The organism is Pseudomonas azerbaijanoccidentalis (assembly GCF_019145495.1).
Lineage (GTDB): Bacteria > Pseudomonadota > Gammaproteobacteria > Pseudomonadales > Pseudomonadaceae > Aquipseudomonas > Aquipseudomonas azerbaijanoccidentalis.
The window spans coordinates 567,981-592,967 of record NZ_JAHSTU010000003.1 but is presented as its reverse complement, the minus strand read 5'-3'; the positions used below and the strand labels follow the sequence as shown (position 1 = coordinate 592,967).

Annotated in this window: 23 protein-coding genes; 14 read left to right on the top strand and 9 right to left on the bottom strand. The window is 61.7% G+C overall.

What is annotated here, in order from left to right:
- Window positions 1-3 precede the first annotated feature (3 nt).
- From KVG88_RS13430 to KVG88_RS13410, 5 genes are all read left to right on the top strand, one after another.
- Entirely contained in the window at window positions 4-1,683 is a 1,680-nt protein-coding gene (locus KVG88_RS13430) for an FAD-binding protein (RefSeq protein ID WP_217871707.1), read from the top strand.
- Window positions 1,671-2,426 (top strand): glucose 1-dehydrogenase, encoded by a 756-nt coding sequence (locus KVG88_RS13425; RefSeq protein ID WP_217871706.1) that lies wholly within the window; start codon window positions 1,671-1,673, stop codon window positions 2,424-2,426. Before KVG88_RS13430 ends, KVG88_RS13425 begins: the two co-directional genes overlap by 13 nt.
- A gap of 13 nt (window positions 2,427-2,439) precedes the next feature.
- Window positions 2,440-3,522: a ferredoxin--NADP reductase gene (locus KVG88_RS13420; RefSeq protein WP_217871705.1), complete on the top strand. Its 1,083-nt coding sequence runs from the start codon at window positions 2,440-2,442 to the stop codon at window positions 3,520-3,522.
- 230 nt (window positions 3,523-3,752) lie between these two features.
- Window positions 3,753-4,499 (top strand): SDR family NAD(P)-dependent oxidoreductase, encoded by a 747-nt coding sequence (locus KVG88_RS13415; RefSeq protein WP_217871704.1) that lies wholly within the window; start codon window positions 3,753-3,755, stop codon window positions 4,497-4,499.
- A 74-nt stretch (window positions 4,500-4,573) separates the two neighbouring features.
- Window positions 4,574-6,154, top strand: a complete 1,581-nt coding sequence (locus KVG88_RS13410) for a FadD3 family acyl-CoA ligase (RefSeq protein ID WP_217871703.1) — start codon at window positions 4,574-4,576, stop codon at window positions 6,152-6,154.
- A 76-nt stretch (window positions 6,155-6,230) separates the two neighbouring features.
- Here the strand turns inward: KVG88_RS13410 and KVG88_RS13405 are convergent, their stop codons facing one another.
- Both KVG88_RS13405 and KVG88_RS13400 read right to left on the bottom strand, forming a co-directional pair.
- Window positions 6,231-7,109: an SDR family NAD(P)-dependent oxidoreductase gene (locus KVG88_RS13405; protein ID WP_217871702.1), complete on the bottom strand. Its 879-nt coding sequence runs from the start codon at window positions 7,107-7,109 to the stop codon at window positions 6,231-6,233.
- Window positions 7,106-8,848, bottom strand: a complete 1,743-nt coding sequence (locus tag KVG88_RS13400; RefSeq protein ID WP_217871701.1) for an FAD-binding protein — start codon at window positions 8,846-8,848, stop codon at window positions 7,106-7,108. Before KVG88_RS13400 ends, KVG88_RS13405 begins: the two co-directional genes overlap by 4 nt.
- Before the next feature lie 375 nt (window positions 8,849-9,223).
- On the opposite strand from KVG88_RS13400, the gene KVG88_RS13395 reads away from it, so the two are divergent.
- The 3 genes from KVG88_RS13395 to surE all read left to right on the top strand — a co-directional run bounded on the left by KVG88_RS13395 (window position 9,224) and on the right by surE (window position 13,259).
- The gene (locus KVG88_RS13395) at window positions 9,224-10,801 is read left to right on the top strand and encodes a DUF1302 domain-containing protein (RefSeq protein ID WP_217871700.1); all 1,578 of its coding nucleotides are present in this window, start codon (window positions 9,224-9,226) and stop codon (window positions 10,799-10,801) included.
- A 23-nt stretch (window positions 10,802-10,824) separates the two neighbouring features.
- Entirely contained in the window at window positions 10,825-12,204 is a 1,380-nt protein-coding gene (locus tag KVG88_RS13390) for a DUF1329 domain-containing protein (RefSeq protein WP_217871699.1), read from the top strand.
- Between the two features lie 77 nt (window positions 12,205-12,281).
- Complete coding sequence (gene surE, locus KVG88_RS13385) at window positions 12,282-13,259, top strand: 5'/3'-nucleotidase SurE (protein WP_217871698.1); 978 nt, start codon at window positions 12,282-12,284, stop codon at window positions 13,257-13,259.
- A 101-nt stretch (window positions 13,260-13,360) separates the two neighbouring features.
- Here the strand turns inward: surE and KVG88_RS13380 are convergent, their stop codons facing one another.
- From KVG88_RS13380 to KVG88_RS13370, 3 genes are read right to left on the bottom strand one after another with little or no spacing between them, the layout of a single operon-like run.
- On the bottom strand, window positions 13,361-14,485 hold the full coding sequence (locus KVG88_RS13380) for a 3,4-dihydroxy-2-butanone-4-phosphate synthase (RefSeq protein ID WP_225933975.1): 1,125 nt from the start codon (window positions 14,483-14,485) through the stop codon (window positions 13,361-13,363).
- Entirely contained in the window at window positions 14,482-15,408 is a 927-nt protein-coding gene (gene lipP1, locus KVG88_RS13375) for a LipP1 family hormone-sensitive lipase (RefSeq protein WP_217871697.1), read from the bottom strand. Before lipP1 ends, KVG88_RS13380 begins: the two co-directional genes overlap by 4 nt.
- Entirely contained in the window at window positions 15,395-16,234 is an 840-nt protein-coding gene (locus KVG88_RS13370) for an SDR family NAD(P)-dependent oxidoreductase (RefSeq protein ID WP_217871696.1), read from the bottom strand. Before KVG88_RS13370 ends, lipP1 begins: the two co-directional genes overlap by 14 nt.
- A 146-nt stretch (window positions 16,235-16,380) precedes the next feature.
- On the opposite strand from KVG88_RS13370, the gene KVG88_RS13365 reads away from it, so the two are divergent.
- The 4 genes from KVG88_RS13365 to KVG88_RS13350 all read left to right on the top strand — a co-directional run bounded on the left by KVG88_RS13365 (window position 16,381) and on the right by KVG88_RS13350 (window position 19,697).
- The gene (locus KVG88_RS13365; protein ID WP_217871695.1) at window positions 16,381-17,424 is read left to right on the top strand and encodes a 3-ketosteroid-9-alpha-monooxygenase, oxygenase component; all 1,044 of its coding nucleotides are present in this window, start codon (window positions 16,381-16,383) and stop codon (window positions 17,422-17,424) included.
- A 136-nt stretch (window positions 17,425-17,560) separates the two neighbouring features.
- On the top strand, window positions 17,561-18,691 hold the full coding sequence (locus tag KVG88_RS13360; protein ID WP_056722410.1) for a helix-turn-helix transcriptional regulator: 1,131 nt from the start codon (window positions 17,561-17,563) through the stop codon (window positions 18,689-18,691).
- Window positions 18,692-18,778: 87 nt separating this feature from the next.
- The gene (gene nudE / locus KVG88_RS13355) at window positions 18,779-19,327 is read left to right on the top strand and encodes an ADP compounds hydrolase NudE (protein WP_217871694.1); all 549 of its coding nucleotides are present in this window, start codon (window positions 18,779-18,781) and stop codon (window positions 19,325-19,327) included.
- Window positions 19,328-19,529: 202 nt separating this feature from the next.
- Window positions 19,530-19,697, top strand: coding sequence for a hypothetical protein (locus KVG88_RS13350; RefSeq protein WP_217871693.1), 168 nt, complete (start codon window positions 19,530-19,532; stop codon window positions 19,695-19,697).
- A gap of 66 nt (window positions 19,698-19,763) precedes the next feature.
- Here the strand turns inward: KVG88_RS13350 and dmpG are convergent, their stop codons facing one another.
- Genes dmpG through KVG88_RS13330 form a run of 4 tightly spaced genes read right to left on the bottom strand, consistent with a single transcriptional unit; the run spans window position 19,764 to window position 23,355 of the window.
- A complete protein-coding gene (gene dmpG, locus KVG88_RS13345; protein WP_217871692.1) occupies window positions 19,764-20,798 on the bottom strand; it encodes a 4-hydroxy-2-oxovalerate aldolase in 1,035 nt (344 codons plus the stop codon).
- Between the two features lie 13 nt (window positions 20,799-20,811).
- Window positions 20,812-21,720, bottom strand: coding sequence for an acetaldehyde dehydrogenase (acetylating) (locus tag KVG88_RS13340; RefSeq protein ID WP_217871691.1), 909 nt, complete (start codon window positions 21,718-21,720; stop codon window positions 20,812-20,814).
- Between the two features lie 19 nt (window positions 21,721-21,739).
- Entirely contained in the window at window positions 21,740-22,531 is a 792-nt protein-coding gene (locus tag KVG88_RS13335) for a fumarylacetoacetate hydrolase family protein (RefSeq protein WP_217871690.1), read from the bottom strand.
- A complete protein-coding gene (locus tag KVG88_RS13330) occupies window positions 22,528-23,355 on the bottom strand; it encodes an alpha/beta fold hydrolase (protein ID WP_217871689.1) in 828 nt (275 codons plus the stop codon). Before KVG88_RS13330 ends, KVG88_RS13335 begins: the two co-directional genes overlap by 4 nt.
- A 249-nt stretch (window positions 23,356-23,604) precedes the next feature.
- On the opposite strand from KVG88_RS13330, the gene KVG88_RS13325 reads away from it, so the two are divergent.
- Together KVG88_RS13325 and KVG88_RS13320 are read left to right on the top strand one after the other, a co-directional pair.
- Entirely contained in the window at window positions 23,605-24,375 is a 771-nt protein-coding gene (locus tag KVG88_RS13325) for an SDR family oxidoreductase (RefSeq protein ID WP_217871688.1), read from the top strand.
- 121 nt (window positions 24,376-24,496) lie between these two features.
- The gene (locus tag KVG88_RS13320; protein ID WP_217871687.1) at window positions 24,497-24,979 is read left to right on the top strand and encodes an SRPBCC family protein; all 483 of its coding nucleotides are present in this window, start codon (window positions 24,497-24,499) and stop codon (window positions 24,977-24,979) included.
- Window positions 24,980-24,987 lie beyond the last annotated feature (8 nt).

Genomic DNA, 24,987 nt, shown 5'->3' with positions numbered 1-24,987 from the left:
AACATGGACAGCCTGAACCGGTTGACGGCGTTGCGAGTGAACAGCGCCGACCAGTTGCCATGGAATGACCGCTGCGACTTGCTGATCGTCGGGTTTGGCGGTGCCGGCGCCTGTGCCGCCATCGAGGCCAGCACTCGCGGTCTGTCGGTGCTCGCCCTGGATCGCTTCGAAGGCGGCGGCGCCACAGCGCTCAGTGGCGGCGTGGTGTACGCTGGTGGCGGCACGCCGTATCAACGTCAGGCTGGCTACGAAGACACCAGCGGCGCCATGTTCAACTACCTGCGCAAGGAAGTCGGCGACGCCGTCAGCCTCGAAACCTTGAAGGATTTCTGCGACGGCAGCCGCGAGCAACTGGCCTGGCTGGAGCGACAAGGCGCAGCGTTCGAGGCCAGCGTGCCACCGCACAAGACCTCGTACCCGAGTGACCAGTACTACCTCTATTACTCCGGCAACGAAGCCGTGCCGGCCTATGCCGCCAGCGCCAAGCCGGCGCCCCGTGGCCACCGCACCAAAGGCCCGGGCATGTCTGGAGCCAGCCTGTTCGCCCCGCTCAAGGCCAGCGCCTTGCGCCAAGGCGCACGCCTGCGCAGCCAGTGCGAAGTGCGGCGACTGGTGCTTGACCTCGACGACAAGGTCATCGGCGTCGAAGCCTGGCAACTACCGTCAGGTAGCCGTGCCGCCAAACAACATGCGCGTCTGTCGCGCTGGACTGCCGCCATTCATATGTACGCTCCGGCATTGGCCGACCGCTTGCGCGCCCGTCAGCGCCGCATCGAACAGACCAGCGCCATTCGCCAATTGATTCGCGCCGAACAGGCGGTGCTATTGAGCAGCGGCGGCTTCATCTTCAATCGCGATCTGGTGCGCCAACACGCGCCGCATTACCTGGCTGGTCTGCCGCTGGGCGCTACCGGGTGCAATGGCAGCGGCATCGCCCTCGGCCAGAGCGCCGGTGGCAGTGTGGCGCGGATGGACAAGGTCAGCGCCTGGCGTTTCATCAACCCGCCACTGGCCTGGGCTCGCGGGCTGATCGTCAATGCTCGCGGACAGCGTTACGCCAACGAAGAAGTCTACGGCGCGACCCTCGGCCACGCCATGGTCGAAGAACAGGAAGGTCGCGCCATTCTGATTCTCAATCGGGCGCTGGTTCGAGAAGCACTCGGTCAGGTCGGCCCCGGCAAAGTCTGGAATTTCCAGCGCCTGCCGGTGCTGCTCAACCTGCTGTTCAACGCCAAGCGCAGCAACAGCCTGGCCGGGTTGGCCAAACGCTGCAACCTGCCGCCGGAGCTGCTGCGCCAGAGTGTCGAACGCTATTCCCGAGCAGCACGCGGTGAGGTCGCCGACGAGTTCGGCAAATCCGCCGCGATGCTCGCCAACCTCGACCAAGGCCCGTGGTACGCCCTCGACCTGTCCTTCGACAGCAAACTTTTCCCCTGCCCGGTCATCACCCTGGGCGGGCTGAAGGTCTGTGAGGACAGCGGTCGGGTACTGGACCACACCGGCCAGCCAATAGACAGCCTGTACAGCGCCGGCCGCAATGCGGTCGGGGTCGCGTCCAACCTGTATGTCTCCGGCCTGTCCCTGGCCGATTGCATTTATTCCGGTCGCCGGGCTGCCGCCCATGTGGCCGACCAAGTCGCACTTCAACCCGCACGATCAGGAGAACAACAATGCAACGTGTAGAAGGCAAAGTCTGCATCATCACCGGCGCCGCCAGCGGCATCGGTCGCGAAGACGCAATGCTGCTGGCCCGTGAAGGCGCCAAAGTGGTACTGACCGATCTCAACGAAGAAGCGGGCCGTCAGGTTGCCGCCGAGATCGGCAGCAACGCGCTGTTCATCCGCCACGACATTGCCAGCGAAAGCGATTGGCAAAACGTGGTGAAAACTACTGTTGAACACTTCGGCCGTCTCGACGTGCTGGTCAACAACGCCGCGATCCTTGCCCTGGGCAGCATCGAAGACACCACGCTGGAGCTGTGGCAGAAGGTGCAGAAGATCAACGGTGACGGCTACTTCCTCGGCTGCAAGTACGCGATCCAGGCGATGAAGGAAACCGGTGGCGGCTCGATCATCAACATGTCGTCAGTCGCGGCCTTGGGCGCGATGCCGATGTTCTGCGCTTACTCGGCGTCCAAAGGCGCGGTGGCGGCGATGACCCGTTCCATTGCGCTGCACTGCAAGCAGCAGGGCTACCGCATTCGCTGCAACAGCGTGCACCCGGATGGCGTGAACACGCCGATGACCCAGGCCCTGGCCGGTGGTCAACCAATCCCGCAGGTAGCCCTCGACCAGGACCCGATGAACCGCATGGCCGCGCCGCGGGACATTGCCAACGTGGTGCTGTTCCTCGCCACCGACGAGTCGCGATTCGTCAACGGTGCCGAAATCCGCGTCGACAATGCGCAACTGATCAGCGGGCTCTGAGGCCGAGGTGAACATGGGCACGCAACAACAGAACCTGACCCCGGCCGAACACACGACGGCAAGCGTCTCATTGCAAGTGTGCGCGGTGATCGACGAGACCGCTGACGCGCGCTCGCTGGTGCTGGACATACCGCCCAATCTGCGTGAGCGCTTTCGCTACAAACCGGGCCAGTTCCTGAGTTTTCGCGTGCCCTTGGCCGGCAAACTGTTGACCCGCTGCTATTCCATGGCCAGCTCGCCCCTCGCGGACGCGCTGCCCAAGGTCACGGTGAAACGGGTCGAGGGCGGCCGGGTGTCGAACTGGATGAACGACGTCCAGGTCGGCGACTGGCTGGAAGTGCTGCCACCGGCCGGGCTGTTCTGCCTGGACCCGCAGGCGGACACCGAAAAGCCCCTGGTCCTGTTCGGGGGCGGTTCGGGCATCACTCCGGTGTTTTCCATTCTCAAATCGGTGCTGCACAGCAGTCGGCGGCCGATCAAGTTGGTCTACGCCAACCGTGATGAAGCTTCGGTGATTTTCAAGGACGAGCTGTGCCGCTTGATCAAGGCGCATCCTGATCAACTGCACGTGGTGCACGTCCTCGATTCTGTGCAGGGTTTCCTGACGGAGCATCAGGTCCGTCATCTGCTGCGCGGGTCGGCCGGCGGCGAGTACTTCATCTGCGGGCCGGGACCGTTCATGGACACCGTGGAGCGTACGCTGCTGGCACTGGGCGAAGCGGCCGAACGCATTCATGTCGAGCGTTTCGTCTCGCCACCGGACCCGGACGAGCTGCTGGCCGAAGAAGCCGTGGCACGAGCGGCGGCCATGGATTCGCAGTGCGAAGCGCTGATCGTCGAACTCGATGGCCAGCAACACGAAGTTGCCTGCCAACCCGGCGACACCCTGCTGCAAAGTTGCAAGGCCGCCGGCCTGGATGTGCCGTCGTCCTGTGAAGAAGGTTTCTGCGGCGCGTGCATGTGTGTGGTCAAGGAAGGTGAAATCCAATTGGCGCGCAACGACGTGTTGAGCGCAAAAGAACTCGCGGACGGCTGGACACTGGCCTGCCAGAGCCGACCGACCGGTGCCCGCGTACGCCTGAAATTCCCCGATTGAGGCTACACCTGCCCCTGTAGGAGCTGCCGCAGGCTGCGATCTTTTGATTTTTCAGAAGCAAGATCAAAAGATCGCAGCCTGCGGCAGCTCCTACAGGGGACGTGCGTTCATTTGCGATCAGGTCGATTGAGGCGCTCTGTCGCCATAGTCTCAACGGACGATCATGTCCGGCCCGGTCTGCGGTTAGACTCGGCCACAGCATTAGCCCACAACAATAAAGAGGTGCAGTTATGGCTCGTTTGCAGAATAAGGTCGCGGTGGTCACCGGCGGCGCTTCGGGGATCGGTCTGGCTTGCGTGCGCCGTTTCGCGGCCGAAGGTGCGCAAGTGGTCGGGCTGGACATCGGCAGCGCACCGGCAGACTTTCCCGGCCTGTTCATGACCCTGGACGTGCGCGACGAAGCGCAGGTACAGCAGGTCATGCAAGAAGTCATCAGCCACTTCGGACGCATCGACGTACTGGTCAACGCCGCCGGCGTCGCCGACCAGGGCAGCGTAACCCAGACCACCACCGCCAACTGGCAACGGGTGATGGACATCAACCTGACCGGCAGCATGCTCACCAGCAAATACGCGCTGGCGTCGATGGTTGAACAACGCAATGGCTCGATCATCAACGTCGGTTCGATCTTCGGCCTGCAAGGCTGCGACGGCAACGTGGCGTACAACGTGTCCAAGGGCGGGATCAATCAGCTGACCCGTTCGATGGCCATCGACTACGGCTATGCCAACATTCGCGTCAACGGCCTGTGCCCGGGCCTGATCGAAACGCCGATGACCAGCATGGTCCGTGACAATGACGCGTTCCACGCTTTCTTCGCCTCCCAGCACATGCTCAGCCGCTCCGGGCAGCCGGAAGAGGTGGCCAACGTCGCACTGTTCCTGGCCTCAGACGAAGCGTCCTTTGTCAGCGGCCAGATGATCGCCGTGGACGGTGGCTTCTCCGCCGGTCGCCGTTTCGCCCCGCCCGCCCAGTAATTCGTTATACGGCCGGGCGCCCTGCCCGGCCCTCTCCCTTCATTTCGTCAATGTCTTCTAACCGGGGAGGCCCCATGCCGCCTGTCGCCACCGCACTGACCATCGCTCAACTGTTCGCCAACGCTGCCCAGGCCTACGGCGACCGCCCGGCCATCGAGGACGCGGGTCACGTCATCAGCTATCGACAACTGGACCAACTGCGGCGCCAAGCTGCCCGCGCACTGCTGGCCCTTGACGTACAGGTCGGGGACCGCGTGGCGATCTGGGCGCCCAACGTGTGGGAATGGATCGTCGCCGCCAGCGCTCTGCAAAGTGTCGGCGCTGCCTTGGTGCCGCTCAATACCCGGATGAAAGGCAGCGAGGCCGGCTACATCCTGCGCGAAAGTGGCACCTGCGTACTGTTTGTCATCGGCGAATTCCTCGGCGCGGACTACCCCGGCATGCTGGCGGCGGAAGACCTGCCTGAGCTGCGCCACATCGTCAGCTTGCGCAGCGCCAACTCGGGCACCCTGGCCTGGGAACGGTTTATGGATCTGGGCGTCGACGTGCCGCACCTGGCCTTGCGCACCCGCGAACAGAACGTTGGCCCGCAGGCCCTGTCCGACGTGCTGTTCACCTCGGGCACTACCGGCAAACCCAAAGGCGTGATGACCAGCCACGGCCAGAACCTGCGCATCGTGCGCGACTGGAGCGATATCGTCGGTTTGCGCGAGGGCGATCGCTACCTGATCGTCAATCCGTTCTTCCACTCGTTCGGCTACAAGGCCGGTTGGCTGGCGGCGCTGATGCGCGGCTGCACGATCCTGCCGCAGCAAGTGTTCGATGTGCAGGCGGTACTCGAGTGTGTGCAGCGCGAGCGCGTCACCGTGCTGCCAGGGCCGCCGACGCTGTATCAATCGTTGCTGGCCCATCCGCAACGCAGTGAATTCGACCTGAGCTCATTGCGGGTAGCAGTGACCGGGGCGGCAGCGATTCCCGTGGAGATGATCCACCGCATGCGCGACGAACTGGGATTCGCCACCATCGTCACCGCGTATGGCCTGACGGAAGTCTGCGGTTTCGCCACGATCTGCCGCTCCGGTGATTCCGCGGAACTGGTCGCCAATACCAGCGGCCGGGCCATGCCTGGCGTAGAAGTGCGCTGTGTCGGCAACAACGGTCGCAGCCAGCCGGCGAACATTCCCGGTGAAGTGCAAATTCGCGGCTACAACCTGATGCAGGGTTATCTCAACAACCCCGAAGCCAGCCAGGAGATTCTTGATGCCGACGGCTGGCTGCACACCGGCGACATCGGCATGCTCGATGAACAGGGGTATTTGCGCATCACTGATCGCCTCAAGGACATGTTCATCACCGGCGGTTTCAATGTGTACCCGGCGGAGATCGAACAGTGCCTGCTGACCTATCCGGGCGTGGCCCAGGCAGCGGTGATCGGTATTCCCGATGAGCGCATGGGTGAGGTGGCGATGGCGTTCCTGTTGCCCGCGCCCGGCGTCGAGATCGAGCAGGTGCGGTTCCTTGCCTGGTGCCGTGAGCAGATGGCCAACTACAAGGTGCCGCGCCGGGTTCGGGTGTTGGAGAAGATGCCGATCAATGCGGCGGGCAAAGTGACCAAGAATGTGTTGCGCGAGTGGGCGTTGCAGCCAGTCAATTAAGACCGGGGCCTCAAAAAAGATCGCAGCCTTCGGCAGCTCCTACAGGGGTGCCGAAGGCTGCGATCTTTTGCTTGTTTCAGACCACCCGCGATGGATGCTGCTGACGCGGGTCACCTAACATGGCGCGGTGGGACGGTGGCTGGCGCCCTTCGGCTTCGCAGACGCCGTAAGCCGGTGCGATTTCGGCGGTGATCAGGGTCTGCCCGGACAACGCCATCAACTGCGGATCATTGAGCAACGCATGAATTATCCGCCCGTTGAACTGCGGGGTTTCAGCGTCGGCCAGAAACGCCTGGTACTGCTCCCCATGGACCTCACCGGCAATCTTCGTACGCTCAGTCAATTGTGGGCCGAGCCACAGCGACAACGCCGCCACTCCGTGCCCTTCGAAATCGATCGCCATGTCGGCGGCCAGCTTGTCGACGCCGGCCTTCTGCGCGCCGTACGCCGGGCCGTGCATGTAGCACCCGGCACCGAACGAAGAGGTAAAGCAAATCAGCCCCTGATCACTTTTCAGCAACAACGGTGCCGCGTAGAAACTGGCGATGTAGGCCGAGCGCAGACCGACGTCAAGAATGCGCACCAACTCCAGCGGCTTGCCCCAAAACGGCCCTGGCTCAATCAACCGGTCATGGATGAACGCCGCGTTGTTCACCAACAAATCCAGATGCCCGCACTCGGCTTCTATTCGGGCAAACAGCGTCTGAACCTGCGCATCATCGGCGTGATCACAGACCACTGCGATACCGCGCCCACCGGCAGCGGTGATTGCGGCAGCGGTGTCCTCCAGCGAACCGTTCAAGGCATGCCCGTATAAATTCGACCCACCCCGCTCCGGTGCGCGGCCGGTGATATACACCGTCATGTCCGCCGCCCCCAAGGCCAGGGCGATGCCTCGCCCTACCCCACGACTGGCGCCGGTAACGACAGCAATTTGTTGACGTGGCTGATTCATTCAACACTCCCGAACAAGGTTTTTGCCGAAGCGGTTTCGCTCTGACGCTTGATGTGATTCGCCGCCAGGTAACCGAAGGTCATGGCCGGACCAATGGTCGAACCGGCGCCCGGATAGGTACGCCCCATCATCGACGCGGCGCTGTTGCCGATGGCGTACAGCCCATTGATTGGCTCTCCGTCTTCATGCAACACACGGGCATGCACGTCGGTCAGCAAACCACCCTTGGTGCCGATGTCGCCGGCATCGATGCGCACGGCGTAGAACGGCCCCTTGAGTAGCGGCGCAAGGCACGGATTGGGTTGCACGTTCGGGTCGCCGTAGTAGCGGTCGAACAGCGACTCGCCCTTGTGGAAATCCAAGTCGGCGCCCTGCACGGCCATGCCGTTGAAGCGCTGCACGGTGCGCACCAGCCCGCCAGAGTCGACGCCGATCTTCGTCGCCAGCTCTTCCAGGCTCGACGCCTTGTGGAAGTAGTCGCGCAGGTGCTCTGGCAGTTGCCAATCGCGCTGGGCATAGCCCGGCAACAAGGCGCCGCACGGGTATTTGCGGCGAAACTCGGCGTCGAACACCATCCAGCACGGCACGCTCGCGGCACCTTCACGGTTGTTGGCGTACATCGCGTAGACGATGTCGGTATAGGGCGCGGCCTCGTTGACGAAACGCTCGCCCGCCGCGTTGACCATCACACAACCCGGCAAGGTTCGTTCGACAAACAATGCGCGCTGTTTTTCTTCGCCGCGCACGTAAGTGGTCGGCGCCCACCAGCTGTGTTCCATCAACGCAGTCCGCGCACCGATGGCCTGGCCGGCGCGAATGCCGTCGCCGGTGTTGTTTGGCGGCGTGGCGCTCCAATCCGCCTTGGACGGTTGCGGCAAATACTGCTCACGCATCGCCTGATTACGCTCGAAACCACCGGCGGCAATGATCACGCCGTAGCGTGCCTTGACGTTGAGCAACCGCCCGTTGCGATTGACCCGCGCACCACCCACACGATCACCGACCAGCAGCAGTTCTTCCAGCGCACAGTTGAGCCACAGCGACTTACCACGATCCTGCAACGAACAACGCAAGGCACCGATCAGAGCGTTGCCCAGGGTCAAATAGCGGTCGCGGCGGGACATGCGCCGCCCTTCTCGGTCCTTCCAATAACGCCACATCACCCGCAACGTCAGGCGCAGCCAACCAGGGCCACGGCACAGCAACACCTGTGCCTCTTTCATGGTCATCGCCATGCGCCCCATCATCAGGGTACCGGGAGATGGCGCACGCATGCGCAGAAACTCTTCGCCGAGTTCAGCGGCATCAAACGGCTGTGGATCCATCGAGCGATAGCCCGGTTTGCCGCCCTCGACTTCCGGGTAGTAATCGGCATAACGCGGTTGCGCTTCGAAGCGCACGCGGGTGTTTTGTTCCAGGTATTCGACCATTTCGCGGCCATGTTCGACATAGGCCTCGATGCGCCCGTCGTTGATCTCGCCATGGGTCACGGCGCGGATGTAGGCAATCGCTTCAGCCGCCGAATCACTGCCACCGATGGCGTTGATCCGGTGGTTGTTGGGGATCCAGATGCCGCCGCCGGACACCGCCGACGTGCCGCCATACTCGCCGCTTTTCTCGATCAGCAGCGCATTCAGGCCCAGGTCGTGGGCGCGCAACGCAGCGGTCATGCCCCCCGCGCCGGAGCCAATCACCAGTACATCGCAACACTCATCCCATTTGATCCCGGCAGCGTTCATGCGGTCACCCTTGTTCAGCGCCCATCAGGCAAAAACCGCCGCTGCCGGATCTTCGCCCGGTGCAGTCGGTCTCGGGATTGTTCGCCGCACGGGCCGGGTGTTCATCGTCCGATGGGACTAAGCCACAGACTGGAGCGCACTTGATCCCCTGTAGGAGCTGTCGAGTGCAACGAGGCTGCGATCTTTTGATTTTTCAAAGCAAAGTCAAAAGATCGCAGCCTTCGGCAGCTCCTACATGGATCTGGTGTTCCCGTGCAAATCGCTTAGTCCGCTTGGACGATGTTGCGCGCAAGTCGTGACTCCATAGTCGCCCACAGCACCCATAACCCCCCTGAAATGCAGGTCGGCGTGGCCTGACCTGGGCATGAGGACGACATGATAAAAACAATAATCGCCCCACACTATCTGCAGCCGCGTACACAACTGGCCATGCTGTTGCTGGCTGGCGGACTGAGCACTCAAGTCAACGCGATGAGCTTTCAGCCCAGCGATGATTTGAGCGTCGACTGGGACACGACACTGACCTACAGCCTGGCGTGGCGCACCGAATCGCGCGACCACAAGCTGGTCGCCAATGCCAATGGCAACGACGGCGACAACGCGTTCGACAGAAACAGCCTGATCAACAACCGCAGCGGTTTCCTCACCGAAGCCAACATCAAGTGGCGTGAAGACTACGGGGTGTTCGTTCGCGCCACCGGTTTCTACGACAACGTCTACGACCGGGGCAACGACAACGACACCGGCACATCGAACTGCTTCGCCGGGGGCCACTGCAACCGCTCCGACCGTTTTTCCCAGGACACCATCGATCAGCATCGCGATGAATTGCGCATGCTCGATTACTACGCCTACGGCACCTGGGACATCGGCGGCCACAACCTCAACGCGCGTCTGGGTAACCAGGTTGTGAGCTGGGGTGAGAGCCTGTTCTACCCGGGCATTTCCGCCGCCCAAAGCCCGGTGGATGCGACCAAGTCGACCACCCCGGGTGTCGAGGTCAAGGAAATCCTGCTACCGGTCGGGCAACTGTTCACCCAGTTCAGCCTCACTGACAGTCTCGATATCCAGGCCTACTACCAATACAAATGGGAGAAGACCGAACTGTTCGGTGTCGGCAGTTACTTCTCCACCACCGACTACATCGACGAGGGTGGTTTCAACGATGCCAGTGGTTTCCTCACGCGCCTGGGCGATGACAAACCAAGTGACAGCGGCCAGTACGGTGTGGCCTTCACCTATGCCGCCGAGTCGCTGAACAACACAGAGTTCGGCATCTACTACTCGCGCTACCACGACAAGACCCCGTCGCTGGACTTCCAGTCGGACCTGGGCCATTACCGTGCACGCTACTTCGACAACATCGACCTGTATGGCGCCAGTTTTTCCACTGTTATCGGCGATGTGAGCTGGGCCGGTGAAGTCAGCTACCGCGACGGTTCGCCGGTGATGGTCGACAACGGGTTTTCCAGCCCGGTGCGAGGCGAGACCCTGCAAGCGCAGACCTCGGCAATCTACGTGGTTGGCCCGACGTCCTGGGCAGACAACACCACCCTGACGGGTGAAGTCGTCTACAACACCGTGCTCAGCAACGACAAATCGACGCCGGTAACGCTGGCCCCTGGCTTCACCCTGCCGGGCACCGACAGCCTGGTCTACGACCGCGATGCCTGGGGCTACACGGTCCAGGTCAACCTTGATTACAACAACGTATTCAGCGGTTGGGACATGGCCGTGCCAGTGACTTACAGCACCGCCGCCCAGCATGACAGCGCCCTGGTGGGTTCGATCAACTCTGGCCAGGGCGACGACCGCGCGAGCATCGGCAGCTCGTGGCGTTACCTGGGCAACTTCACCGTCGAGGCCCGCTACAACGCCTACCTCGGCAATGCCAACAACAGCCCGTTGGCCGACCGCGACAACGTCGCGCTCAACTTCAAATACCGGTTCTGATTCCCCAATCGGAGGAGCACAGCATGTCCAGATTCACCCAAACACTATTAAGTACGGCGCTGAGTGTCGGTCTGCTCGGCAGCGGCCTGGCGTACGCCAAAATCAGCAACGAAGAAGCCGCCCGCCTGGGTCAGGACCTGACCCCGATGGGCGCCGAAAAGGCCGGCAACGCCGACGGCAGTATTCCGGCCTGGAGCGGTAAATGGCTCGGCTTGCCACCGGGGCTGAAATTCGCCGGCCCCGGCACGCCCTACCCGGACCCGTATGCGTCGGAAAAACCGTTGTTCGTGATCGACTCCAAGAACATGGACAAGTACGCCGACAACCTGACCGACGGCCAGAAGGCGCTGCTCAAGCGCTACCCGGACACCTTCAAGATCCCGGTCTACCCAAGCCATCGCGATTTCCGCGTCGATCCGAAACTGGTCGAGGCGGTCAAGCACAACGCCGTCAATGCCGAACTGGCCAACGACAACAACGACACCAAAAACGCCTGGGCCGGTTCGCCGTTTCCGATTCCGAAAAACGGCAGCGAGTTGATGTTCAACCACACCCTCGCCGGCCGCGCCGCTGCCGAAGAAGCCAACTATCGGCAGGCCGTGGTCTACTCGAACAAAGAGCGGGTGATCGAAGAGGTCAACTACAAGATCTTCTCGATCTGGTCCGACCCGGACAGAACCCTGGAAAGCGCCAACGGCATCCTCACCAACTTCCTGATCACCACCCTGGAACCGGTGCGCAAGAAAGGCGAGATCGTCGTTGGCCACGAGTTCATCAACCCGACAGCCTCTCCACGCCAGGCCTGGCAGTACAGCCCGGGCCAACGCCGCGTACGCCGTGCACCGACCGTGGGCTACGACTCGCCGACCGGTGCCGGTGGCTTCCGTGTCTATGACGAAGACCGTTTGTTCAACGGTGCGCCAGACCGCTACAACTGGACCATCGTCGGTAAAAAAGAAATCTACATCCCGTACCACAACTACAAGATTGACGATCCGAGTGTCAGCACCGACCAGATCCTGTCGACCACTGGCCACATCGATCCGCAGTACATGCGCTATGAAAAGCACCGCGTCTGGGTGCTGCAAGCGACCCTCAAGGAAGGTGCCCGGCACATCTACGCCAAACGCGTGATGTACCTGGACGAAGACACCTGGGCGGCCACCCTCGCCGACAACTACGACAGCCGCGGGCAATTGTGGCGCACCAACATGCAGACCTCGATCTATGCGTACGAAATGCAGCGTTACCACGCTCGCCTCGGCATTTACCACGACCTGATCGCCGGCTCGTATCTGGTTGACCGGATGCTGATCGATCAGAAACCGGCCAAGCTCAACGCCACCGCCTTCACCGAAGACGAATTCACCCCTGGCAACTTGCGCAAACTCGGCACCCGCTAAACCCACCGCGCCCCGACCGATTTATTCGGTCGGGGCGTTGTGCTTTTCTATACCTGCCCTTTTACGGAAAACTCCCCATGAACAAACTGCTCACTGGCGTTATCGCCGTGGCCAGCGTCGGCCTGTCGATGCAGGCCAACGCCCTGAACATCCTGCTGACCAACGACGATGGCTGCCGCGCGCCCGGCATTGATGCGATGTATCGCGCGCTGACGGCGGCCGGGCACAAGGTCACTTTGGTCGGCCCGCTGAATGACAGCAGTGGCATCAGCGCTGCGAGCGTGGTGGTGCCTGGCCAGGCTTTGGCGGTGACGGAACTGGCGCCGGGCAAATTCTGCGTCGGCCCGCCGCAGGGCTATGCCGCACCTGCCGGCAAGACTTCCGCCATCGGCACGCCGGTGGATGCAGTCAATGTCGGGCTCGATGTGGTCCTCAAGGATTCGCCACCAGACCTGGTGGTCTCGGGCAGCAACTTTGGCGAAAACGTCGGCCCGCTGACGCAGATGTCCGGCACCCTCAATGCTGCCGTGCGTGCAATGTTCAAAGGGATTCCGGCGGTGGCAGTGTCCACGGCCATCGACATGGACCTGATCATTCGCGATCAACAGGCCGGCTATCGCAAGACCCTCGGCGCCATGGACGACACGGCGCAGTTTGCGGTGAAGGTCATTGAGCAGGCGAGCCTTGCCGGCGCTGAGGCCAAACAGGCGTGTGCGAAGAACAAACACGGCTGCGACCTGAACGTGCTCGGTCTGCCAGGTGTCAACGGCCTGAACCTCAACTACCCGCCGCTCAAGCCTGAAGAGGTCAAAGGCGTGAGCTTTGCCCCGATCGGTAATTGGGACCGCGTGAACTTCACTTCACAACGCGGCACCGACGGCGTGGTCCACGTCAACCTCGCCCCACCATCGACCCCGACCGCCACCCAGCAAAAGGCCGATGCCTATCAACTGTGGCAAGGGCACGCGGTGATCACCGTGATCGACGGCAACATGACCGCCCCCGAAGCGGAGCAGGATCTGGCGAGGAAGATGTTGCGGGGGATCAAGCCTTAAGGCAGAAACAAAAGATCGCAGCCTGCGGCAGCTCCTCCATCGACCGTGTGAAAACCCGATCCTGTAGGAGCTGCCGCGGGCTGCGATCTGTCAGGTCTAACTCAATTCACCGATTGGAACGGTATGAATTCCGTCACTTCCAGATCAAACCCGGACACGGCCTTGTACGGCACTGGCGAACTCATCAGGCGCATTTTGCGCACGTTCTGGTCGCGCAGGATTTGTGCGCCAACACCCAACGTCCGTTGCGGAAATTGCGGTGTACGCGGCTTGCCGCCGCTGCGTTGACGCAACTGTTCCAGCACACCATCGGCCGTTTCTTTTTGCGCCAGCAGCACCAGCACACCAGAACCGGCCGCGGCAATGCTTGCCAGCGAACGCTCCAGCGTCCACTGCTGTGGCCCGGCTTCGCTTTCGCAGCCCAGCGCATCGCGCAAGGTCTCGATGCTTTGCACCCGCACCAGCACTGGCTGCGTGCTGTCGATCCGGCCTTTGACCAGCGCCAGGTGCAGTGCACCTTGATAAGTGTCCTGATAGGCCGTCACCCGGAATTCGCCATGCCGAGTGTGTAGTGGATATTCGTCACCGCGCTCAATCGTGCCTTCATGCAGGATGCGGTAGTGGATCAGGTCGGCGATGCTGCCGATCCGCAGGCCATGGCGATGGGCGAAGTCGTGCAACTCAACACCCCGCGCCAGTTCGCCGTCCTCGTTGAGAATCCCCACCAGCGTGGCCGCCGGTTGCAGGCCCGCCAGACGCGTCAGGTCGCACGCGGCCTCGACATGCCCGGCACGCTGCATGACCCCGCCGGGCAAGGCTTGCACCGGAAAGATATGCCCCGGCTGCACCAGGTCTGCCGGACCACTGGCCGGGTCGACCGCCACTTGAATCGAACGCGCGCGGTCTGCCGCCGAAATGCCGGTGGACACCCCGGTCGCCGCTTCGATCGAACGGGTAAACCCCACGCCGTGCTGCGCTCGGGAATTGGGCACCATCAAATCCAGCCCCAATGCGCGGCAACGTGGCTCGGTCAGCGCCAGGCAAATCAACCCGCGTGCCTGCACGGCCATGAAGGTGACCGCTGCGGCCCCGGCCTGTTCGGCGGCCATCAACAGCGAGCCTTCACCGTTGTGTTCGTCGTCGGTAATCACCACCATTTGCCCGGCCGCGATGGCATCGATCAACTGCGGCACGCTGTCGAACGCAAGGTTCGCCGCGCCGTTCAATTGAATGCCCTGCGCAGGTCGGCTGCCGCGTCGGCCAGCGCCACTGCGGCGCGTTCGACAAAGGGCGCCATGCTGATGAAGCCATGCGTCATGCCCTCGCAGCGTTGCAGCCGCACCGACACGCCAGCCTGAAGCAGACGGCGGGCAAACGCCTCGCCTTCATCGCGCAAGGGGTCGAATTCTGCCGTGATCAACGTCGTTGGCGGCATATCGGCCAGTGCTTCGGCACGCAGCGGTGAAGCCAAGGGATCATCACCCTGCCCGGTGTCCTGCAGATATTGCTGCCAGAACCAGTACATCATCGCGCTGCTGAGCAGATAGCCTTCGGCGAAATCTTCGTAGGACTGGCTGTCACAACGCGCATCGGTCACCGGATAAAACAGGCATTGGTAACTGATCTTCGGCCCCTTTCGTTGCGCCGCCAATTGGCTGACCGCCAGTGCCAGGTTGCCGCCTGCACTGTCGCCGGCCAGCGCCAGTCGGCGACCATCGACACCCAGCGCCGCAGCGTTTTCCACCAGCCAGCAAGTGGCGGCGTAACAATCGAGCGGGGCCGCCGGAAAATGATTCTCCGGCGCCAACCGGTAAGCGACAGACACCACCACCGCCTCAGCCTGGCGCGCCAGTGAGCGGCAAAGGTTGTCATGGGTATCGAGGTTGCCGATGACAAAACCACCGCCGTGGAAAAACACCAGCAGCGGCAAGTTGCTCTCGTCCAGAGGCCGATACAGCCGCGCATCCAGCTCCCCCGCTGCGCCGGCTACCCGCAGCTCACGCACTTCAATCATCGGATCGCCAGGAATGGCCGGCAGCAAGTTATCGGAAAACTGCCGGTATTGGACGGCATCGACCTGGCTGAAATCGGGTTCGGGAATGTCGCGAAACTGCTGGAGCACCCCAGCGATCTGTTTATCGAGTGGCATGGGTGTCTCCTTCTACATCGGTCATTTGGAAGTGCGGATTGGTCTCGTGCAGGATGCTTTGCAGCCGCCGTTCAAGCGCCGGTTTGAAGCCTTTGTGGGGCAGGATCCAGAAGCGTTGTTCGGCGACGGCGGCGAACACCTGCGCCGCCAGTTCGGCCGGTGTCATGCCTTGGCGAATGGTGCTGTCGAGCAACTGACTGAAGTCCGAACCAGCGCTGTCCACCACTTGATTGGAGGCCATGATCTCGCTGGCGACCGGTCCCGGGCACAGCACCGAAACCGACACCGGCGCGCCCAGCATGGCCAGTTCGTAATGCAGGGTTTCCGAGAGTGCGACCACCGCTTGCTTGGTCACGTTGTACGGCGCCATCAACGGGCTGCTGACCAACCCGGCAAGCGACGCGGTGTTGATGACATGCGCCGCTCGGCCCTGCCGCAACAAAAGCGGCACGAAACTGCGAATGCCGTTGATCACGCCGCTCAGGTTCACGTCGAGCATGCGCTGCCATTGCGCGCCGGTGATTTCCCAGCTGAAACCGGTTTGCATGACCCCGGCATTGTTGAACAGATAATCCACACCGCCGAATTGCTCGACGGCGCGGTCACGCAAGCGTTCGACCTGCGCCACATCGCCAACATCGGTGACACAGGCAATCGCTTGTGCACCACCCACCGTTAATTCATCACACAGGCTTTGCAGCCCCGCCGCATCACGATCCGCCAGCACCAGGCGCATGCCCAGCGTCGCCGCGTGTTCGGCCAGACCGCGGCCAATACCACTGGCGGCCCCGGTAATCACCGCTACCGGCCCTTGTTCATTACTCATCGCCAACTCCTGCCATGGGTCCAATGGCGCCAGTAGAGCGGGCCTACTTAACGCAGCCATCGTCCATTCAGACGATGCCGGCTTTTACAGGGGCGGCAGAATCCGTTACATGCGCCAAACCCGTGATCCCTTGGGAGAATAATAAGATGAGTACCCTGCACCGCATCGAAGCCAAACTGCTCGAAGACCGCTACGCCCGTGGCTGGCATTGCCTGGGCCTGGCCGCGCAATACCGTGACGGCAAGGCCCATCGCCTGGAGGTGTTCGGCACCCGCTTGGTGGCGTTCCAGGGTGAAGACGGCGACCTGCATATTCTCGATGGCTACTGCCCGCACATGGGCGCCGACCTGAGTACCGGTTGCGTCGAAGGCAACTCGATCCGCTGCCCATTCCACGCCTGGCGCTGGGGTGCCGACGGCGTTTGCGATGACATCCCTTATGCCAAGCGCATCCCGCCACGGGCCAAGATCAAGAGCTGGCCGATCATGGAAGAAAACCAGCTTCTGTTCGTCTGGAACGATCCCGAAGGCAACCCGCCGCTGCCAGAACAACGCATTCCGCGCATCGACGCCTGCTACAGCGACGAATGGGCGGCGTGGGAAGTGGCTGAGTTGCAGATCGGCACCAACTGCCGTGAACTGATCGACAACATCGCCGACATGGCACATTTCGGCACCGTCCACGGCGCGCCGGTCGACGAGTTCATCAACGTGTTCGAAGGCCACTTGGCCACGCAAATCATGCGCGCCCGCAGCGAGCGTCTGTCCGGTGATAGCGTGTTGAGCACCGAAGCGACCTACTTCGGCCCGGCGTATCAGATCACTGATATGAAAGGTGCGATGAACGGCCAGCCGATCCATTCGATCCTGCTCAACTGCCATGTGCCGATCGACCTGGACAGTTTCACCCTGCGCTACGGCGTGCTGGTGAAAAAGATCCCGAGCTTGAGCGAAGAGCAGAACCAGGCGATGGCCAAGGCCTACGTGGCGCAGGCGCAGGCCGCCTTCTACGAAGACGTGGCGATCTGGCACAGCAAGACCCGCGTCGACAACCCGCTGCTGTGCGATGGCGACGGTCCGGTCTATCAGTTGCGGCGTTGGTACGAGCAGTTCTACACCGACGTCGAAGCGCTGTCGGCGGACGTTGCCGAGCATAAGAAATATGTTGTGCGCGCCAGCGAAACCGTCTGACGCCAGCGACTTTTCGCCCGCCCCGGGCCTAACTGGCAGCCGCCGGTCAGGCCCTGAGCCCGAGCGTTGCAAGGAGTCGATACCGGCGCTTATTCTCGGCCACCGCCAACGCTAATAATAAAAACGGTTTTTCCTTATGCAGCAGAGCCTCAGCCTCGATACGTTCAGTGATTTGCTCGGCAACCTTTATCAAGGACCGCTGGAAACCATTCCCTGGGCGACTTTTCTCAATCAGCTCAATGTGCATCTGAACAGCAAGTACGTGACCTTCATCCTGCGTCCGCCCAGCGCTCACGTGGACGGCCTGATGGTCAACACCACCGGCACCTCGACCGAGGCGACCGCGTCGTACAACAAACATTTTTTCAGCCTCGATCCGTTTGTAGACCTGCCTAACCGCCAGGTCGTGACCCTCGCCGAATTCGTCTCCAACGATGATTGGCAGAATTCCGAGTTCTACAAGAACTTCCTCGAACCGGTGGACGTGTTCCACATCCTCGGCGCCGACATCAACACCGTCGACGGCGCCCAGTGCCGCATTCGCATCAGTCGCGGACGTGACGACAAGCCTTTCGGCAATGAAGAAAAGGCCATGCTCACGCATTTCATTCCACACCTGGAACGTTCGATCAAGATCCATATGCAGCTCAACCGCATCGAAGCCGAGCGCAACCTGTACGCGGGCGCGGTGAACCAGATGGCGGTCGGCACGATCATCCTCGACGAGTCCGGCAAGGTGCTGCAGACCAACCAGGTCGCCGACCGGCTGATCCAGGAAAAGGACGGGATCAAACTGGTCAACGATGGCTTGCAGGTCGGTACGGCCCGGGATACCCAGGAATTCCGCCGACTGGTCAAGCAGTCGCTGCTGTCGCAAAAGAGCGGTAATCCATCAGTGGTTGAGGCCCTGCGCGTGCAGCGGCCGTCCGGCAAAGCGGACCTGGGGATCATCGTGCGCTCGGTGCCCTTGAGCGACTGGAGCGAAGGCAAGCAGTGTCCGACCGTGGTGATTTTCATCAGCGACCCGGAGCAGCAATCCACCGCGCCGCAGGATATCGTTCGCGCGCTGTTCGACTTCACCCCGGCGGAAACTCAACTGGCGATGTTGCTGGCCAACGGCTTGACCCTCGACGAAGCGTCGGAAGAGCTAGGCATCAGCCGCAACACCTCGCGGGCCCACTTGCGCTCGACGTTCTCCAAGACCGGCGTGACCCGCCAGACCATGTTGGTTCGTCTGATCCTGCGTAGCGTGGCGACGCTCGGTTAACGTCCTTTACCGCCCTCGTCCGCTTGGACGATGGCGGCCCTTGCGGTGCGGCGCACAGTGTCTTCATCCCAAACAGGGGCCAGACCCATGCGCAACTCTCCGACGATCCTCAAGACTGAATTGCTCGCGCAAAGCGGCCACTTTCAGATCGAAGCCCTGCACCTGCAATTCAGCAACGGCCAGCAGCGGGTTTACGAGCGATTGCGCGGTACCGGCTATCGTTCGGTGATGCTGGTGGCGATGCCTGATCCAGCGCATGTGTTGCTGGTGCGCGAATACGCGGTCGGTGTGGAGAAAACCATACTCGGATTGCCCAAGGGCGGTGCCGAGCCCGATGAAGATTATTTGCAGGCGGCGCAGCGTGAGTTGAGTGAAGAAGTTGGACTGCGTGCCGCGCACCTCACTGAGCTGGGCGAGCTGACATTGGCACCGGGGCATTTGTGCCATCGCTACCGGGTGGTGCTGGCCGAACACCTGAGCCCCTGCCAACTGGTCGGCGATGAGCCCGAGCCCCTGGAATGCCTGAGCGTGCCACTGGCGCAAATCCCCGAACTCGTGGCCCGCGGCGACCTGCATGAAGCCCGGGCGATTGCGGCGCTGTTCATGGCCATGGGCGCCATAGCACGCCGTGGCTGATGCGCAAATTTTGTAGGAGCTGCCGCAGGCTGCGATCTCTTGACCTTGCTCTAAAAATCAAAAGATCGCAGCCTCGTTGCACTCGGCAGCTCCTACAGGGGATTTTGGCCAGGCACAGATCCCTAGTCCATTCGGACGAAGCCGCTCGCCCTCCACCGCCATAACCTGTCTCTACAACAATAAAACCGTGTCGAGACTCATCATGCGCAAATCCACTTGTGCTTTGTTCATCATCCTCTGTGCCGGTGCTTCCACCAGCCTCTGCCAACTGTTCAAGAACGAAGCCTATCGACCGGCCACGGCGTATTTCAGTTGTGCGAACACGGCCATCAACTGCTATCCGCCGCTGGTTCGCAACCTGTTGCCCTGAGCACACGATGTCACCGGCCATAAAAAAACCACCGAATTATCGGTGGCTTTTTCGTTGCTTCAAGGGTCAGGTCGGCAACACGCCCCGAGCCCGCGACAAGGTCAATGCCAGGTCTTCGATCATGTCCTCCTGACCGCCCACCGTACCGCGTCGACCCAACTCGACCAGCAGCTCACGGGCTGCAATCCCGTACTTCTGCTCGGCACGCTTGGCGAACAACAGGAACGAGCTGTAGACCCCGGCATAACCCAGCGTCAGCGCATCGCGGTCGAGACGGATCGGCTGGCACATCATTGGCACCACAAGGTCTTCGGCCACGTCCATAATCTTGTACAGATCCACGCCGCTGTTGACACCCATCCGCTCCAACACCGCGACGAACACTTCCAGCGGCGTATTGCCCGCCCCCGCGCCAAGGCCCGCCACCGAACCGTCGATGCGCGCAGCACCGGCCTCGATGGCGGCCAGGGAGTTGGCGATGGCCATGCCCATGTTGTGGTGGCCGTGGAAACCGACTTCGGTCCCGGCGTTCAGCCCTGCGCGCAAAGCACCAATCTTTTGCGTCACTTCATCGGGCAACATGTAGCCGGCCGAATCGGTGCAGTAAATGCAATTGGCGCCGTAGCTTTCCATCAATCGCGCCTGCTCCAGCAGTTTCTCCGGGCTGACCATGTGCGCCATCATCAGGAAGCCGACGGTGTCCAGGCCCATTTTGGCCGACATGCCGATGTGCTGGCCGGACACGTCCGCCTCGGTGCAGTGGGTCGCTACACGAATGGTCGACACGCCATGTTCGTGTGCCATTTTCAGGTGATCGAGGGTGCCGATCCCCGGCAACAGCAGGGCCGAAACCTTGGCCTGCTTCATCTGCGGGATCACGGCGGCGAAGTATTCCTCGTCGCTGTGAGCGGGAAACCCGTAGTTCAGCGAAGCACCGCCCAGGCCATCGCCGTGGGTGATTTCGATCAGCGGCACACCGGCCGCATCTAGACCGGTCGCCACCGAAACCATTTGTTCGATACTGATCTGATGCTGTTTGGCGTGCATGCCGTCGCGCAGGCTCATGTCATGCAGACGGACGCTCTTACCTTGCAAATTCATCGGGATTCTCCACTCAACGGGCAGGCAGTTGCAGGGTGCCCTTGTGGGCTTCTTCGGCGAACATCTCGGCCGTGCGCAAACCGGCGGCGGTCATGATGTCGAGGTTGCCGGCGGACTTGGGGAGGAAATCGCCGAGGCCTTCGACCTCGATGAAAATCGACACCTTGCGCCCGTCGAACACCGGCCCGTTGATCAGCTTGTAGCCGGGCACATAACGCTGAACTTCACGAACCATTTCCAGCACCGAGGTACGGATCGCGTCCTGGTTCGGCTCGTCATCGGTCAGGCAATGGATGGTGTCGCGCATCATCAACGGCGGCTCGGCCGGGTTGATCACGATGATGGCTTTACCGCGTCGGGCGCCGCCGATCTGTTCCACTGCGCCAGCGGTGGTGCGGGTGAATTCGTCGATGTTCTGCCGAGTGCCCGGGCCGACCGAACCGGAAGAAACCGTCGCGACGATCTCGCCGTAGCTCACCGGCTGCACCCGCGACACCGCTGCCACCATCGGGATAGTCGCCTGGCCACCGCAGGTGACCATGTTGACGTTCATCGCCAGGCTCGACGCATGCTCCTTGAGGTTGACCGGCGGCACGCAGAACGGGCCGATGGCCGCCGGCGTGAGATCGATCATGATCACCCCCAGTTCGTTGAGCTTGCGGCTGTTTTCCGCATGCACGTAGGCCGAGGTGGCATCGAAGGCAATGCGAATGTCATCGTCGAGGACGTGGGGCAGCAAGCCGTCGACACCACCGGCGGTGGTTTTGATGCCCATTTCCCGAGCACGTTTCAGGCCTTCGGATTCAGGGTCGACACCCACCATCCACACTGGCTCGATCCATTCCGATCGGCACATTTTCATCAGCAGATCGGTGCCGATGTTGCCCGGGCCGATAATGGCCGCTCTGAGTTTTTTGCTCATTAGGTTAAAGCTCCAAAAGTCAGGCGCAGAAAGACACCCGGGCACTGCCCAGGCCATCAATGGTCAGTTCAAAACGGTCGCCGGCACGGGCCGGTTCCAGCGGTACCAGCGAGCCGGACAGGATGATTTCCCCGGCCTTGAACGGAATGCCGAAGGCGCCCAAGGTATTGGCCAGCCAGGCCACGGCCGTCAGCGGGTTGCCCTGCACTGCCGAGCCCAGACCTTCACTCAGCGGCTCACCATTCTTGAACACACGCATGCGCAAGTTCGGCAGGTCCAGTTCGCGGGGATCGACCTTGCTGTCACCCAAGACGAACACGCCGCAAGAAGCGTTGTCGGCAACGGTGTCCTGAATACGGATGCGCCATTCGTGAATCCGCGAGTCGACGATCTCAAAGCACGGCATCACGTACTCGGTGGCGGCCAGCACGTCGGCTTCGGTGATACCGGGGCCGACCAGGTCATGCTTGAGCTTGAACGCGATCTCGCCCTCAGCCCGGGGCTGGATCAGTTTGTTGGCGGACAGGGAAATTTGCGCATCGTCATCGAACGACATCTGCCGCGTGATGAAGCCGAAATCCGGCTGATGCACGTTGAGCATCTGCTGCACGGCCGCCGAGGTCACACCGATTTTTTTTCCCACGATTTCATCGCCGGCAGCTACGCGGCGCTCAATGGCGTACAGGGAAATGTGGTAGGCATCTTCGATACTGATCGACGGCCAGCGCTCGGTCAGCGGCGCCAGGGTGGAGCCACTGAGCAGCGCCTGATAAAGCTCTTCGCCGAACTCACGGCGCAATTGCACGCTCATCCGCGGGCCTCCTGAAGAAACGCCAGGCACTGGCGGTTGAAAAAGTCACGGTGCTCGACCTGGACCCAATGCCCACACTCGCTGAGCATTACGAAGCGGATATTGGTGCAGTGTTCGAGCATGGTTTGGGCGCCCGAGGACGGGCAGAACTTGTCGTTCATGCCCCAGAAGCCGAGGATCGGGCATTGCAGCTCGGCGAGGCGCGACGTCATGTTCGGCACTTGCATCGTCGACAGCACACACACGGGTTGCTGTTGCACCACGGCCACGCGCTCGTTGACCGTTTCGTCGCTGATCAGGCTTTCATCGAACAATTGCAGGGCCAGCAAACGACGCATGCCCGCCGCATCGTTCAGCTCACCTTTGGCAAAAGCCGCGCCCATTTTCTGGATGCCTTCCATCTGCAGGTAATACTGTTCCTTTTCCATCAACCCACCGGGGGCCATCAGCACCAGACGGCTGACACGCTGCGGTTGGTCCAGGGCCAGTTTGATGGCGATCGCACCGCCCAGGGAGTTGCCGACCAGCACGCAATGCTGGATGTCGAGGGCATCGAGTAAACCGCTTAGCGCGGCGACGAAGAAGTCCAGGGTGTAGAGGGTGTCGGGTTTGTCTGAGGCGCCGTAGCCCGGAAGGTCCGGCACGATGACGCGATAACCGGCGTCGGCGAACACCGGATGGTTCTGCTTGAAATTACTGTGACCGCTGGCGCCCGGCCCGCTGCCATGGATGAAGATCACGGGTTCGCCGTTGCCGTCATCACGATAATGCAGCTGCAAACCATCCGGCAGCGTAACGAAGTGCCCTTGCGCTGAAGCGCCCATAAGGTGTCCTCCCGGCCTGTTGTTGTAGCGGGATTATTCCGAGGGCCCGGGAGATCAACATCGTCCGACAAGACTACGGCGCCGTAGGAGCTGCCGAAGGCTGCGATCTTTTGATCTTGCTTCAAAAACAAAATCAAAAGATCGCAGCCTTCGGCAGCTCCTACAGTCTCTAGTCTTATCGGACGTTGGATTGCAGGAACCACAGACCTAGCATCGACGGCATTCCCGAGCGAAAAAAAGAGAATTCCCATGCTTGATCCGATGGACTTTCGCGGCAAAGTGGTACTGGTCACCGGCGGTGGCAAGGGTGTCGGACGCGGCATTACTCAGCGCTTTCTGGACGGCGGCGCCAATGTGGTCATTTGCGGTCGCGAAGCCCCGCCAACCCTGCCGGCCAGCGCCGGGCGCGAGGCGCTGTTCCTGCCCTGCGACCTGCGGGATGTCGAGCAATCCGGGCGATTGATCGCACAGATCGTTGAGCGCTTCGGCCGTCTCGATGTGCTGGTAAACAACGCCGGCGGCTCGCCGAATGCAGATGCGGCCACGGCTTCACCGCGTTTCAGTGAAGCGATCATTCGCTTGAACCTGATCGCCCCGCTCAACCTGTGCCAGCAGGCCAATCAGGTGATGCAGGCCCAGAACGATGGCGGCGCAATCATTAACATCTGCAGCGTCAGCGCCACCCGCCCTTCTCCCGGCACCGCCGCTTATGGCGCGGCGAAGGCCGGACTGCTGAACCTGACCACCTCGCTGGCGGTGGAATGGGCGCCGAAGGTGCGGGTCAACGCGGTGACTGCCGGGCTGATTCTCACCGAGCAGGCTGCCATGCATTATGGTGACGATGCGGGCATCGCCCGGGTGGCGGCGACCATTCCCTTGCAACGTCTGGCGACTCCGGAAGACATTGGCGACACCTGCCTGTACCTGGCCTCGACGTTGGCCCGTTACGTCAGCGGCGCGGACATCGCGGTGCATGGCGCCGGTGAACGACCGGCGTTTCTTGATGCAGCCCAACCCTAAGAGATCGCAGCCTCGTTTTACTCGGACAGCTCCTACAGGGATTGAAGTTCAACTGTAGGAGCTGTCGAGTGAAACGAGGCTGCGATCTTTCAAGCATTCCAATAACAAGAGGACTCCCGACATGCCCGCAATCGCCCGCCACAGTGTTTTGCTCGACCTCACACAACAAGAGGCCTGGGCCAAACTGCGCGACCTCAGCCTGGCCCCGCATTACGTGCCGGGACTGACCGGTTGTCAGTTTCATCCCGGTGCACAGGAAGGCGTTGGCGCCAGCCGTCGGGTGTTTCGCAAGGGTGGTCAGTATCTGGATGAAAGCGTGGTGAGTTGGCAGGAGGGTGTCGGCTTTGTGCTGCTGCTGCACAAGGGCAGCAATGGCTCGCCCTTTCCGTTTCGCGAGGCAAGTTTCAGTTATGCCTTACACGCTGAAGGGGACGCGACTCGCATCACCCTGCAAATGAGCTACAGCCTGCGCGGTGGCAGGCTGATGGAATTGCTACTGGGAAAAGCCTTCAACAACGTCGTGCGGCAGATTGCCGAGAACCTCAAGGCTTACTACGAAACCGGCCGGACGCAGAACTCCGACCTGCTGCAACCGGCCCTGTAGCAGCTGCC

Coding starts and splice junctions, on each gene's coding strand:
- KVG88_RS13430 (WP_217871707.1), top strand. CDS start 4: ATGGACAGCCTGAACCGGTTGACGGCGTTGCGAGTGAACAGCGCCGAC.
- KVG88_RS13425 (WP_217871706.1), top strand. CDS start 1,671: ATGCAACGTGTAGAAGGCAAAGTCTGCATCATCACCGGCGCCGCCAGC.
- KVG88_RS13420 (WP_217871705.1), top strand. CDS start 2,440: ATGGGCACGCAACAACAGAACCTGACCCCGGCCGAACACACGACGGCA.
- KVG88_RS13415 (WP_217871704.1), top strand. CDS start 3,753: ATGGCTCGTTTGCAGAATAAGGTCGCGGTGGTCACCGGCGGCGCTTCG.
- KVG88_RS13410 (WP_217871703.1), top strand. CDS start 4,574: ATGCCGCCTGTCGCCACCGCACTGACCATCGCTCAACTGTTCGCCAAC.
- KVG88_RS13405 (WP_217871702.1), bottom strand. CDS start 7,109: ATGAATCAGCCACGTCAACAAATTGCTGTCGTTACCGGCGCCAGTCGT.
- KVG88_RS13400 (WP_217871701.1), bottom strand. CDS start 8,848: ATGAACGCTGCCGGGATCAAATGGGATGAGTGTTGCGATGTACTGGTG.
- KVG88_RS13395 (WP_217871700.1), top strand. CDS start 9,224: ATGATAAAAACAATAATCGCCCCACACTATCTGCAGCCGCGTACACAA.
- KVG88_RS13390 (WP_217871699.1), top strand. CDS start 10,825: ATGTCCAGATTCACCCAAACACTATTAAGTACGGCGCTGAGTGTCGGT.
- surE (WP_217871698.1), top strand. CDS start 12,282: ATGAACAAACTGCTCACTGGCGTTATCGCCGTGGCCAGCGTCGGCCTG.
- lipP1 (WP_217871697.1), bottom strand. CDS start 15,408: ATGCCACTCGATAAACAGATCGCTGGGGTGCTCCAGCAGTTTCGCGAC.
- KVG88_RS13370 (WP_217871696.1), bottom strand. CDS start 16,234: ATGAGTAATGAACAAGGGCCGGTAGCGGTGATTACCGGGGCCGCCAGT.
- KVG88_RS13365 (WP_217871695.1), top strand. CDS start 16,381: ATGAGTACCCTGCACCGCATCGAAGCCAAACTGCTCGAAGACCGCTAC.
- KVG88_RS13360 (WP_056722410.1), top strand. CDS start 17,561: ATGCAGCAGAGCCTCAGCCTCGATACGTTCAGTGATTTGCTCGGCAAC.
- nudE (WP_217871694.1), top strand. CDS start 18,779: ATGCGCAACTCTCCGACGATCCTCAAGACTGAATTGCTCGCGCAAAGC.
- KVG88_RS13350 (WP_217871693.1), top strand. CDS start 19,530: ATGCGCAAATCCACTTGTGCTTTGTTCATCATCCTCTGTGCCGGTGCT.
- dmpG (WP_217871692.1), bottom strand. CDS start 20,798: ATGAATTTGCAAGGTAAGAGCGTCCGTCTGCATGACATGAGCCTGCGC.
- KVG88_RS13340 (WP_217871691.1), bottom strand. CDS start 21,720: ATGAGCAAAAAACTCAGAGCGGCCATTATCGGCCCGGGCAACATCGGC.
- KVG88_RS13335 (WP_217871690.1), bottom strand. CDS start 22,531: ATGAGCGTGCAATTGCGCCGTGAGTTCGGCGAAGAGCTTTATCAGGCG.
- KVG88_RS13330 (WP_217871689.1), bottom strand. CDS start 23,355: ATGGGCGCTTCAGCGCAAGGGCACTTCGTTACGCTGCCGGATGGTTTG.
- KVG88_RS13325 (WP_217871688.1), top strand. CDS start 23,605: ATGCTTGATCCGATGGACTTTCGCGGCAAAGTGGTACTGGTCACCGGC.
- KVG88_RS13320 (WP_217871687.1), top strand. CDS start 24,497: ATGCCCGCAATCGCCCGCCACAGTGTTTTGCTCGACCTCACACAACAA.